Source organism: Paenibacillus sp. SN-8-1, assembly GCF_050995535.1.
In the GTDB taxonomy this organism is placed as follows: Bacteria; Bacillota; Bacilli; order Paenibacillales; family Paenibacillaceae; genus Fontibacillus.
Genome location: NZ_CP194782.1, coordinates 29,143 through 41,298, shown reverse-complemented (window position 1 = coordinate 41,298; position 12,156 = coordinate 29,143). Strand labels below are relative to the sequence as shown.

15 protein-coding genes are annotated in these 12,156 nt (G+C 47.1%); 1 reads left to right on the top strand and 14 read right to left on the bottom strand.

The window, feature by feature from the left end:
* Window positions 1-54: 54 nt before the first annotated feature.
* Window positions 55-285 (bottom strand): anti-sigma-F factor Fin, encoded by a 231-nt coding sequence (locus ACRRNK_RS00200; RefSeq protein ID WP_433944859.1) that lies wholly within the window; start codon window positions 283-285, stop codon window positions 55-57.
* A gap of 87 nt (window positions 286-372) precedes the next feature.
* Window positions 373-933 carry an aminoacyl-tRNA hydrolase gene (gene pth / locus ACRRNK_RS00195; protein ID WP_433944858.1) on the bottom strand — a complete coding sequence of 187 codons (561 nt, stop codon included), beginning with the start codon at window positions 931-933 and terminating at the stop codon, window positions 373-375.
* A 188-nt stretch (window positions 934-1,121) separates the two neighbouring features.
* On the opposite strand from pth, the gene ACRRNK_RS00190 reads away from it, so the two are divergent.
* The gene (locus ACRRNK_RS00190) at window positions 1,122-1,322 is read left to right on the top strand and encodes a hypothetical protein (protein WP_433944857.1); all 201 of its coding nucleotides are present in this window, start codon (window positions 1,122-1,124) and stop codon (window positions 1,320-1,322) included.
* Between the two features lie 106 nt (window positions 1,323-1,428).
* Here the strand turns inward: ACRRNK_RS00190 and ACRRNK_RS00185 are convergent, their stop codons facing one another.
* From ACRRNK_RS00185 to ACRRNK_RS00130, 12 genes are all read right to left on the bottom strand, one after another.
* Window positions 1,429-2,382 carry a ribose-phosphate diphosphokinase gene (locus ACRRNK_RS00185; RefSeq protein ID WP_068621711.1) on the bottom strand — a complete coding sequence of 318 codons (954 nt, stop codon included), beginning with the start codon at window positions 2,380-2,382 and terminating at the stop codon, window positions 1,429-1,431.
* Between the two features lie 148 nt (window positions 2,383-2,530).
* Window positions 2,531-3,928, bottom strand: coding sequence for a bifunctional UDP-N-acetylglucosamine diphosphorylase/glucosamine-1-phosphate N-acetyltransferase GlmU (gene glmU / locus ACRRNK_RS00180; RefSeq protein WP_433944856.1), 1,398 nt, complete (start codon window positions 3,926-3,928; stop codon window positions 2,531-2,533).
* Window positions 3,929-4,063: 135 nt separating this feature from the next.
* Complete coding sequence (spoVG, locus tag ACRRNK_RS00175; RefSeq protein WP_433944855.1) at window positions 4,064-4,351, bottom strand: septation regulator SpoVG; 288 nt, start codon at window positions 4,349-4,351, stop codon at window positions 4,064-4,066.
* A 174-nt stretch (window positions 4,352-4,525) separates the two neighbouring features.
* Entirely contained in the window at window positions 4,526-5,365 is an 840-nt protein-coding gene (gene purR, locus ACRRNK_RS00170) for a pur operon repressor (RefSeq protein WP_433944854.1), read from the bottom strand.
* Between the two features lie 139 nt (window positions 5,366-5,504).
* Window positions 5,505-6,359, bottom strand: coding sequence for a 4-(cytidine 5'-diphospho)-2-C-methyl-D-erythritol kinase (gene ispE, locus ACRRNK_RS00165; protein ID WP_433944853.1), 855 nt, complete (start codon window positions 6,357-6,359; stop codon window positions 5,505-5,507).
* A 180-nt stretch (window positions 6,360-6,539) separates the two neighbouring features.
* Window positions 6,540-6,719 carry a small, acid-soluble spore protein, alpha/beta type gene (locus tag ACRRNK_RS00160; RefSeq protein WP_068621700.1) on the bottom strand — a complete coding sequence of 60 codons (180 nt, stop codon included), beginning with the start codon at window positions 6,717-6,719 and terminating at the stop codon, window positions 6,540-6,542.
* 167 nt (window positions 6,720-6,886) lie between these two features.
* Window positions 6,887-7,168 carry a biofilm formation stimulator Veg gene (gene veg / locus ACRRNK_RS00155; protein ID WP_127201046.1) on the bottom strand — a complete coding sequence of 94 codons (282 nt, stop codon included), beginning with the start codon at window positions 7,166-7,168 and terminating at the stop codon, window positions 6,887-6,889.
* Window positions 7,169-7,519: 351 nt separating this feature from the next.
* Window positions 7,520-7,993 (bottom strand): IS200/IS605 family transposase, encoded by a 474-nt coding sequence (tnpA, locus tag ACRRNK_RS00150; protein ID WP_433942914.1) that lies wholly within the window; start codon window positions 7,991-7,993, stop codon window positions 7,520-7,522.
* A gap of 192 nt (window positions 7,994-8,185) precedes the next feature.
* Window positions 8,186-9,106: a sporulation peptidase YabG gene (gene yabG, locus ACRRNK_RS00145; RefSeq protein ID WP_433944852.1), complete on the bottom strand. Its 921-nt coding sequence runs from the start codon at window positions 9,104-9,106 to the stop codon at window positions 8,186-8,188.
* A 39-nt stretch (window positions 9,107-9,145) separates the two neighbouring features.
* The gene (rsmA, locus tag ACRRNK_RS00140) at window positions 9,146-10,030 is read right to left on the bottom strand and encodes a 16S rRNA (adenine(1518)-N(6)/adenine(1519)-N(6))-dimethyltransferase RsmA (RefSeq protein WP_433944851.1); all 885 of its coding nucleotides are present in this window, start codon (window positions 10,028-10,030) and stop codon (window positions 9,146-9,148) included.
* A gap of 5 nt (window positions 10,031-10,035) precedes the next feature.
* On the bottom strand, window positions 10,036-10,581 hold the full coding sequence (gene rnmV / locus ACRRNK_RS00135; RefSeq protein WP_433944850.1) for a ribonuclease M5: 546 nt from the start codon (window positions 10,579-10,581) through the stop codon (window positions 10,036-10,038).
* Window positions 10,582-10,897: 316 nt separating this feature from the next.
* Window positions 10,898-12,043 carry a G5 domain-containing protein gene (locus ACRRNK_RS00130; protein WP_433944849.1) on the bottom strand — a complete coding sequence of 382 codons (1,146 nt, stop codon included), beginning with the start codon at window positions 12,041-12,043 and terminating at the stop codon, window positions 10,898-10,900.
* Between the last annotated feature and the right edge of the window lie 113 nt (window positions 12,044-12,156).

Below are 12,156 nucleotides of genomic sequence, written 5' to 3'. Positions count from 1 at the left end.
CCAAGGCTCTACAGTACGTCTTCGGTAGAACCACCGAAATTACACTACCGCCTACTATTGAAGCGGGTTCGAAAGAAGAGTTAACTCCGGATGATTCTCTAGTGCTTCCCTGCAGTAATCACAGGTAACCCTTACGGTCATTTCCCCGTTCGAATCATACGCTATTATATCTCTCCGCTCATCGGGGGTCAAGAAATGGAAGCCGAGCCTAGATTCGGTCACAAGTTCGGAATCGATTCTTCCAATAAAAGTCCGGCAGTGCCGGCATACATAGTTTACTGCCATTGTTATGCCTCCAGAAGGTGAATTATACCTTTCAGTATGCCCCGAGCCCACCATTCTTAGCCCTTCCCGATGTTTTGAAGCCTATATTTACTTGTTAAACTTGGCCATCGTCTGCTCAAACGTATGGGTCAATGCGAATTCAATCGCATCCCCCGCTTCGTCTATTGATTGCTGAAGCAGCTCTGCCTCTTTCTTTGGAAAAGGCGCAAGCACATAATCCACAATGGGATATCCGGGCTGAGGACGTGAAATCCCCATTCTTATCCGGTTAAACACCTGGGTTCCTGTAGACTGAATAATGGACTTAATTCCATTATGCCCCCCCGCACTGCCTTGATAGCGCAGACGATTCCGTCCAATCTCCGTATCCAGGTCATCGCACACCACAATCAGGTCTTCTAAAGACACTTTATAATAATCCATGAATGCCCGAACCGACTCGCCTGACAGATTCATATAAGTCATCGGTTTAATTAAAGCAACCTTGGTTCCAGAGATATTCCCTTCGCCTATGACTGCCTTACATTTGCTTTGCTTGATTGCGATTCCGTGTCTGGCCGCGAGCGCATCCAGTGCCATGAACCCGATATTATGTCTTGTCTTCTCATAGTTTGGGCCTGGGTTGCCGAGCCCTACAATCCATTTCATACTCTGCGCTTACCCCTTTTCTATCATCATACCCCTTCTTTTTTCTCTAAAATCAAGGGTTTGTATCCTTTGTAAAAAGTAATCGTTCTCATTTTGGCCATTTTTGATTAAAATAAATGACATGAGTCTCTATTACCCTCATATTATTACAACCACTAACCATTATCTCGTTAGAAGGTGAGACATCTTTGCATGCATTTGGCTCAGAACTTAACCAAGATTCCCACTTCCAAGACCACTTAGAACATGCCATTCCCGTTCAAATCTACCGCCACGGCATTCATGTCGATATTGGCTGGATCAGAGACTTTGATGAACATGCGGTTCTGGTAGGTGACACGCTGTACAAAAGAACGGCTTACATCTTCATATCCCGGCCCGGTTATTAGCTTGCCGTCCGGGTACCCCGTATTCCCACCCTAGCGTTATACGCCGATAGGGGTTACCTCTCCCCAACGGGAGCGGTAACCCCTCTGCATTTCTAGAAGTCCGTTATTACTCGATTTCAAACAGTTTGCTGATCGATAACTCCTCGTGTACACGGATAATCGCTTCGCCCATGAGGGGAGCCACCGATAACACCTTAAGCTTGCTTGTAGGATTCGGATGCGTAATCGGAATCGTATCGGTCACGATAACTTCCTTAAGCGGGGAGTTCTCAAGCCGTTCCATAGCTGGACCAGACAGAACCGGATGTGTACAGCACGCATACACTTCCTTAACTCCGCCTTCTTTAAGGGCGTTCGCACCCAACACGATAGTTCCGGCCGTATCGATGATATCGTCCACCAGAATGGCGGTTTTACCCTCAATATTTCCGATGATATTCATCACTTCACTGACATTGGGCTCCGGACGACGTTTGTCGATAATGGCAAGCGGCGCATTCAGGAAGTCAGCCAATTTACGGGCTCTAACGACACCCCCGTGGTCAGGTGAGACAACGACCGGATTCTCAATTTGCTTAGAACGGAAGTATTGAGCCAGGATCGGAACTCCGAGCATGTGATCCACAGGGATATCGAAGAATCCCTGAATCTGCATAGCATGAAGGTCCATCGTAATAACGCGGTGAGCTCCTGCTTTCTCGATTAGGTTCGCTACAAGCTTGGCTGTAATCGGGTCACGGGAACGTGCCTTACGATCCTGGCGCGCATATCCGTAGTAAGGGATAACGACGTTGATGCTTTTTGCAGAAGCCCGTTTGAGAGCATCTACCATGACCAAAAGCTCCATCAGGTTATCGTTAACAGGTCCGCATGTGGATTGAACAACATATACGTGAGAACCGCGAACACTTTCCGACAGCTTCACTTGAATTTCCCCATCACTAAAGCTTGTTGTCTCCGAATCACCCATAGGAATACCGATGTAATCTGCAATTTGATGGGCAAGCTTAGGGTTGGAGTTACATGTGAAAATCTTTAGTTTGGAATCGCAATAAGTCATAAAATTAAAACCCTCCGTGCTAAATAGATTGAACTAAAGAATATCGATGACCAGGCTTTAGCTCAATCCATACGGATTGATCACTAAATTTAGTTCATTCCATACTAGTATGGTCATTGAAATATTCGTGCAGATCTTGATGCTTGGTCTAATCCTGTTCTCTTTGTTTCTTCGCTTGTGCACGGGCCCGAATCTTCTCCGCATAACCGGATTTGTTCTCCTGGCGCTGTCTTGCAATAGCCAGATCATTATCTGACACAGATTGCGTAATAGTGGAGCCCGCAACTACGTATGCTCCTTTACCTACTTTGACAGGTGCAATCAAATTGACATTGCTGCCAATAAAGGCATCGTCTTCGATTTCGGTGATTGACTTATTATAACCATCATAATTTACCGTAATCGCCCCGCAGCCGATATTTACATTCTTACCGACCTTAGCGTCCCCAATGTAGCTCAAATGAGATACCTTGGAACCGTCATCCAGTGAGGCATTCTTGATTTCTACGAAATCGCCCACTTTCACCTTTTGTCCAAGTTTAGTTCCTGGACGCAAATAAGCGAAAGGTCCGACCGTTGTTCCACTGCCGGCTTCCGCCTGATGGAGTACGGAATGTTTAATAGTAACCCCATCCTGAAGATTGCTGTCTGCAATCTCTGTAGAAGGCCCTATTACGCATTGTTCCCCGATTATAGTATTTCCGGAAATTGTAGTTCCCGGGTAAATCACGGTATCTGACCCGATAACAACATCTGCTCCGATATAAGTCGAGCTTGGATCAATAATAGTAACTCCGTTTAACATATGCTTTTTAACAATCCGCTGACGCATGAAGCCTTCAGCCTCTGACAAAGCAACACGGTCATTTACGCCAATGGATTCCGCATGGTCATCCGTTACGTAAGCGCTAACAACTTCGCCTTCCTGTACGAAAATGCCGATTACATCCGTTAAATAATATTCCTGCTGTGCATTATTATTCGTAACCTTCTCCAGCGCGGCAAATAATTTTGCATTATCAAAACAATAAGTGCCTGTATTGATTTCCTTTACGGCATCCTGCTCTGGCGTGCAGTCTTTCTGTTCGACGATCTGAACAACAGCTCCGTCTTCTCGTCTAATGACACGGCCATACCCCTTAGGATTGTCCATCACAGCGGATAGCACCGTTGCGGCTGCGCCCTTACTTTGGTGAAGCTTCATCAGCTCTTCCAGCGTCTCTGGTGTGACAAGAGGAGTATCTCCGCAAATCACAATCGTTGTTCCCTCTTCACTCCCCAGCAGTTCCTTGGCCTGCTTCACAGCATGACCCGTACCGAGCTGCTGTGCCTGCAGTACGTACTCAGCTGATGTTCCAAGATAAGACTGGACGGCTTCTGCACCATGACCTACGACCACGATACTACGTTCACAATTGACTTTTTTCACGGTGTCTAGAACATGTCCAACCATCGGTTTGCCACATACGGGATGCAGCACTTTGTATAGCTTTGATTTCATGCGTTTTCCCTGTCCTGCAGCCAGAACAATTGCTAATCTTTTCAAGGCCACGGCCTCCTTCTCTTGAACTCATTACTGAATATATCTTATTCTGCGCAAAAAGAAAAGAGAGCCACAGTACATGGCCCTCTTTTCTTGAACCCCAATAAGATAAGACATAACTCCTATACAGATTGAACCTTAAGCCCCTTCAACAATGGCTTCCTCTTCTTCAACCGCAGCACGATCATACTCAGCCAGGACCGCAGCTTGAATCTTCTCGCGGGTACCGGAAGAAATCGGATGAGCGATATCTCGGAATTCACCATCAGGTGTACGCTTACTAGGCATTGCAACAAACATTCCATTGTTCCCGTCGATGACGCGAATATCATGAACAACGAATTCGTTATCGATGGTAATGGATGCGATTGCTTTCATTCTGCCTTCTGAGCTTACACGGCGAAGTCTTACATCCGTAATTTGCATATGTGTTCACCACCTTTTTCCATCAGAGACTTGGTGTAATATTCCACATTGCAAACGGAAATCCTCTTTTTTTTGCGAACAAAAAGCCCTAAATTAAGGAATTTTTTTTTATAAGACTACCTTTTCGACTGAATTCGTGATAATCCGCTATAACCTTAGATTTTTCGACAAAATTTATTGGTCTTCAATTCTGCTGAAATAGTTGCCAGGTTGAACTACAATTTCTTTCTCCTTAGGGTCCACGGCCGTTAACGTGGCTAAGGATACATAGTCATGGAGAAGTCGCTGCTCGGATTCGACCTCTCCGGACTCTACAAGCACTCCTACACCGGCCACGGTGGCGTTAAATTCAGCCAGCAGATCTACCATGCCTTGAATCGTGCCTCCTGCTTTCATGAAGTCATCTACGATCAGGACACGGGAATTCTCCTTCAGTGCCCGCCGCGATAACGTCATCGTGTGAAGGCTCTTATGCGAGCCAGAAACATAGTTAATACTTACGGCGGAGCCTTCTGTTACCTGATGGTCCCTTCGTACCAGCACAACCGGAAGATTGAGCTGAGCCCCGGTAGCATAAGCAAGCGGAATACCCTTCGTCTCCACGGTCATAATAACATCGATATTCTGGTTGGCGAATACGGTAGCGAATAGCTTCCCGGCTTCGTTCATCAAATTCGGAAGACCCAGTAAGTCTGACATATACAGATAGCCGCCTGGAAGAATACGATTCCGGTCAGACAGCATCCCGCACAGCTGATCAATGAACTCCCGTGCTTGCGTCTCTCCGACTTTAGGAATGAATTTCACGCCTCCGGCCGCACCGGCAAGGGTCAGCAGATCCCCCATACCTTCTTCTTCAAAAACTTCTTTAATAATTGACAAATCCTCACTAATGGATGACTTGGCCGCTCCATATCGTTCAGCAAATGTGGTTAGTGGAATTAGGTGGTGTGGGCGGAGTAACAGATACTGGGTCATTTCCACTAATCTGGCGCTTCTTTTTAATTTTTTCACGAAAGACCCCTCGCTAAATAGATAGAACCCGGATTAAGTCTAGCCCCGAGTTCCTACTATATAAAATCCGAATATTTTAATGAAAATATACCATCTTTGTACGGAATTGTCCAAAAAATGTTGCCGGATTCGTCCTGAATCAGGTAAGCAGACGCACAGCATACACTTCTTTACAGAAACCCCGAAGACCGTTATATATCCGGGCCACCTTAGATTCCTTGGACACCAGGCCGAATACGGTAGGTCCGCTGCCCGACATTAGCACACCGTCTGCGCCAAGACGTATCATCGTCTCTCTGAGCTGAGCTACCTCGGGGTGCATTTGCAGCGTTACATCCTCAAGCACATTGCCAAGCTCGCTGCATACCGCAGGGAAAGAACCCTGCATAATAGCCTCCTGCATCCGCTGAGCAGAAGGATGCTTCTGGAGCTTATCGCTCCGCAGCCGTCCATATACCTCAGCAGTCGATACATTAATCGGCAGCTTGGCGAGAATCACCCAGCACTGCGGTGGACCTGGCAGCGGGGTAAGCTGCTCCCCGCGTCCTGTAGCCAGCGCGGTTCCTCCAGTTACACAGAAGGGAACATCAGAGCCAAGCTCGGCTCCAAGTGTCTGCAGCTCTTCTAGCGGGATGTTCAGATTCCATAAGCGGTTGAGGCCTCTAAGCGTAGCAGCCGCATCACTGCTGCCTCCTGCTAGACCTGCGGCTACCGGAATCTTCTTGTCCAGATGAATGTATACCCCTTTGGTTACATGATACCGCTCTTTAATGAGCTTGGCTGCCTGGAACGCCAGGTTCTTCTCGTCAAGCGGGATGTAACCAACCTGGCTGGAGATAATAATCGTATCTCTTGGCAGCTCATACATTTCTAGTCGATCAGCCAAATCGACCATGGTCATAATCATTTCCACTTCGTGATAGCCGTCAGGCCGTTTATGTAGGACATCCAGCATAAGATTAATCTTGGCCGGTGCTTTTTCGTAAATCTTCAAGGCGTTCACCTACTCTTAAGTTTCCGTCTAGGATGGCTTGAGCCCGGTAATCCCGAGCTCATTCCATATGCCTTACATGGTTATTTTGTTCATTATAACAAAAACTTTATATGAAGTCTTATTTATGCAGTGGAATAGAGACAAAAGACCCCTCCATCAGTGTGGAGGAGCCTTTACCGTTTAGGAATTGCGGGATGCGGACTGTTCCGCCAATTGTATGGCCCTTTTGATCATATTACCTGCGTCCTTGGCCTTAATCCCGCCCCATCCCTCTTTTTGCACGGTATCGTAGAAGCCCAGATCCTTGGCAAGTTCCACTTTCAGGTCTTCGGACATGACACTGCGTCTTCTGCGCGACATGAGAGGCCCTCCTTTAAGATCTATGAGTAAGGAACCTTGTTAGTATATCGCGCCTGCCGGATCTCATTCACATAATCTGCTGCCAATTTGGCACAGGATGCCCTGCCAATAAAAAAGCGGCCTGACGTGAGCGTCAAGACCGCTTATAAACTGTATAACATGATGTTCTAAGGTTTAATATACGAAATCCTCATCTCGCTGTCTGCATTATCATCACAGATCGTGACTTCAACGGATTCGGTTAGTATATCGGCATAACTGTAGGATACGCGTTTGAAAGTCTGCTGCTCTTGGTCGAGCTTGACAATAAAGACAGAGGGATAGGTCTCCTCTAGAACACCCGTGCGTTCAACGGTCTTACGGCGACCTCCATTCGCACGCAGCAGAATCTTCTGTCCAACGTGAGCTTCGAGATTGTTCTTAATTTCCGACAGCGCATTTTTCGCCATTACCTATGACCACCTCTTTCTTGTCCATTATACTCCCAAACACATAACTTGTCAAATCAAAATAAATAATTATATCAAGGGTCAAATTCTGTTGTCAACGATTTTTTTTGCAATCCCTGCCGAACCCCTGTTGTGCCGGGAAAAATTAAACCTAGGTGACCTAATTAGCTTATGCAGAATACCGGGAATTTAGGATGACTTTTGAACACAATCATGACCACCCGTCCAACGGGTGGTTTGCTCTTGGGGTATAACCCCCTGTTGCCAAACTGCGCCTAAAGACGCTAGCCTGACCACAAATCTGTTCAGGCTCAGTGTTAATTGTCACTTTCACTTACCAGTTAAACTGGTTTATTTCTTTTTGCCCCTGTTGCTGCTGAATGGATCTTCGTACTCTTTTACGCTCAGCTTATCTACAGCTTGGTCATGTGCCTCTTGTTCACGAATGTACTTCGCTACGGTTGCTTCATTCAAACCTACCGTACTCACATAATATCCTTCTGCCCAGAATTTTCGATTCCCGTATTTATACTTTAGTTGTGCGTGCTTCTCGAAGATCATTAACGAACTTTTTCCCTTTAGATATCCCATGAATGATGAGACTGAAATTTTCGGTGGGATAGCGACCAACATATGGACATGATCAGGCATCATGTGACCTTCTATAATTTCTACTCCCTTGTACTTACATAAGCGTTTGAAAATTTCTATTAAATCTCTTCTTACTTGATTATAGATCTCTTTCCGTCTATACTTCGGGGTGAAGACAATGTGGTATTTGCACATCCACTTTGTGTGAGCTAGACTATAGCTCTTGTTTGCCATTTAAGACCATTCCTTTCTTTGAGCCTGAACATCTCAATTTTATCGGAATGGTCTTAGTGGTCAAACCGCTGATCCCTCCACCCGCATAGCGGGTGGTTTTTTGTTTCGCGCGTTTCACGCACTCAACCGGCTAAAGCCATAACAAAATAGGCCCCGAATCCGGGACCTAAATATGATTAACCTAAATATATGTTAATTAGCTGATGGAACTACCTTTAAAGTCGAAAGGTCCCGAAACCTGGGTAGACCAATTCGGTAGCTACCTCGGGTTTCAATCCCTCCTACCCCTTGAATACCGCTGATTGTATGATTCAGCACATCGGTAATATGAATTGTGCTCCGAACCGGGGTAAAGGAGGCTTTGGCAGCCACATATACAGGGTCCAGCGCATGAATGAGAATGCGGGCTGGTGAGCTTGCAAAATTAGCTCCTGCCTGCAGCAGGGCCTCAAAGTGAGACTGACAGGCCCCTGCGACAATCGTCAACGCATCAAATCCGCGCTCATACTGACGGGCTACTTGCACCGCCTCTACGAAGCTGCGTGAGTTTTTATAACTGTTCAAATTGTACAGGTCATGGTTAATCATGCTCTTAAGCACTCCATCATGCCCCGTAATGACCAGAATATCCGGCTGCACCCTTGGCAGCAGGCTCCGCAATGCATCCGCCATCGCTGGCTCCTGGACATAGTAACCATCTGCAGGAACACGCAGCCTTTCATAGAGATCAAGACTCTTCTTCAAATAAGCGGGGTCGCCGTCCAAATGAAGCACCTTCCCTGGCACTTCAAAATAGGCGGGTCCACTCAGCGAATGCAGCCCATGCATCAGCTCGGCCTGATTCCGTTCATCCTGGTCCTTTTGGTCCTGCTGCAGCCGCTCCAGTGATTCCGTGGCCTTCACTCTGGCCCGCTGGGACTTCTCGGATGTAACGGGACGATCCACTTTAACCAAATCCATAAGCGGGGCATCCGCCAATAACCGAAATTCAGTACCTTTAATGATTGCTTGGCTGCGTGTCATGGATTCCACACGGAAGGTAACGTCTCCTCCGTAAGATTTGCGTACAACCAAGTCTCCCAAATTCGTCAAGTCCATCACCTCTAGACTCATCGTATGGGCGAATGTGATCTTTGGTTCCTATGGAACAAGCTATTTCAGCCCAGCTCGCATCAACACATTACTTAGCTTTGCGAATTCATCAAGACTCAAGGTCTCCGCCCGTCTAGACGGAACAATCTCCGCTTCCTGAAGCAGTCTCTCCAGCTCTTCACGGCCTTCGTTTGCGAAGAAGCGGGTTTTGAGATTATTGGAGATCGTCTTTCTCCGCTGCGCGAATGAGGCTTGGACTACCCCAAAGAAGAACCCCTCATCATCCACCTGAACTGGCGGCTCCTTGCGGACCTTGAGACGGATGACAGCGGAATCCACATTCGGCTGCGGTATAAAGACGGTATGCGGAACGATACATACAAGTTCGGGCTCACAATAATATTGGACTGCAATACTTAGGCTTCCGTATTCCTTGCCTCCTGGTGCCGCGGCCATACGTTCTGCCACTTCCTTCTGAATCATCACCACAATGTTCTCAAGCGGCAGATGTTCTTCCAGCAGCTTCATAATAATCGGTGTCGTTACGTAGTAGGGAAGGTTAGCCACTACACTGACCCCAGTTAGTCCGGCATATTCCGTCTCGATTAATGACCGCAGGTCCAGCTTCAGAACATCCCCATGAACGACTTTGATATGAGAGTAGGGCTCAAGTACTTCTTCCAGAATCGGGATCAGCCTCTGATCAATTTCTACGGCAGTGACCTTGCCTGCGGTTTCAGCAAGCTTCTGAGTCAATGCACCTATACCAGGCCCGATCTCAAGGGCACCCTTCGTTTCATCCAGTTCAGCAGCTCCCACAATCTTGGACAGGATATTCTGATCTATAAGAAAGTTCTGACCCAGACTTTTCTTGAATGAGAATCCGTGCCGCTGAATAATTTCCTTAGTCCGCTTCGGGGTTGATATATCTTCCATCCTGCTCATTCGTGTTATACTCCTTTTTCCTCTAATTGATGAAGGGCTGCAGCGAATTCCTCCCTGCTGATGTGGAAGATACGCAGGCGCTTAAAGAACTGCTTCCCATTGCAGTATCCTATTCCAAGCAATTCACCCATGAAGTGACGTCTTGCGGCAGCATTAGGATGCACAATCAGCCCCGCCTCGATGAGGTCATTAAAGTCGATAAGCGTCTCTTCCCCCGTATACTCACTGCGGACCCGGGACAGCGCCTCTCGGATCGTCTCAGGTGAGGCGTTCTCGACCCCGATATCCCCCCGGTGGGTAGCTTCCGCCTCCGTCAGAAAGGCATGCTTGCATCCAGGCACCTTCGCAGCCACAATCTTGCGTATCCGTTCTCCGGCATGATCAGGGTCTGTAAAAATAATAACCCCTCTCCGTTCTTGTGCCAGCTTGATCTTCCTTATAACAGCCGGACCAATTGCGGACCCTCCAGTCTCAATTGTGTCCGCCTCAACCGCTCTCTTGACGGCAACGGTATCGTCCCTTCCTTCTACTACAATGACCTCCTTAATCATTGGACGCCATCCTTTCTACAGCAGCTTATCATAAAAGAAAGCACCCTTCGGCGCCTGTTCTCGTTAATTTCGTCAAATTCCTTAAAAAACAAAGCCCTTATTACGATATATAAAGTATTCAGCTTCTCTTAAGTCTTATACATTTCTACACTTAGGCGAAGTGCATAAGAATGGGTACTTTAGGACTCGCTTCTCTCGTTCAATCCATCCAGAATAACAAAAAGAAGAGGATAGCTCCTCTTCTTATCATATACATATTCACCATCTGTAATGGTACCTTATTCCACACTCAAAGTAAATGTCAGTACAGAATGGATTAGTTCAATTCCGGTTTGACGGGACCAATCACGTAGACCGTACGTCCCTTTTTGCGTCCAAAGTTATTGGCATCCTTCAAACTATCATAATACACATCGATTTTGTTGCCTTTAATCGCGCTGCCGGTATCCTCCGCTCTGCGGAAGCCCACACCTTCAATATAGACCCACCAGCCCATCGGAATCACATCGGTATCTACCGCAATGGTTCTTCCTTCGCTTACGCGGGCTCCTGAAGCTGTCTTGGTACCAATACCGCCCTCTTCGGCAGAGTAGGCAGTTAAGGATACGTTCTTCAGCAACTTTTTATATTTAAACTGCACGCCGCCCTTTTTGACGCTGTTATTCTGACTGATCTTCACAGCCTGGCTGGAACGGTCAATGCTCGCTGCTAGGACTTGGGTCTTTGGCTTCGTGCCTACAGCCAATACCTTCGTTGATGGCTGCTTCTCCACGGACTTATTAACTAACCGTTTCGACACCAACTGGCCATCTTGATACACCTTCTCGATTTCATGAACCACGACACCGGCGTGGCCCTTCTGAACCAGCTTGGTCTTGCCTTTCTCCAAGGAAGGATCCGAAGTCTTAACGAAGGTGTAAGGAATACTCTCTGTTCTCTTTAGAGTACGCTTATCAACCCGAACGATACGAATATGCAGATCCGATTGAATCGGACTGTTCAAGGAAGGATACACTTTGTCTTCGCTTGATACAGATACGCCCAGCTTGGATATAGCTTCCTGAACATTATCCGCGGTAGTAAGGTGCTGATTAGTCACGCCATCCGCCGTGACCTTAACCGGAACCACACGGTCGATGAAGAGCTGATTCCCATCTTGAAAAGTGCTGCCGAGGGATGGAGAACCCTTCTCTCCAGAATTCAGGTTAGCCTCTTGCTGTTCCAGCACTTGATCTGGCTTCGTCTCCGGCGTGCCGGCAGACTGCGTTTTGCCATCTGCAACCAAGTAAATGTTCTTGTCAGCCTGGGTGTAGAACCAAGCCATTACGCTGACAAGCAATGCGACGGTGATAATTCCTCCAACTATAATTTGACGCTTGTTCTCTTGCTTCCATCGCAACGCGTAAGACATGCTGGATGATCGTGAACCATGGGTTGTTTCTTTAGGTCCGAAAACGCCCACTTCTTCCGTCCTCCTTCATAGCCCCGCCGTCTAAGATCGACTCATATAGAATTTGACGCGACTATATACCGTTTTTTACGAAATGCCAAGTTAACCGCATTTCGCATCCTGCT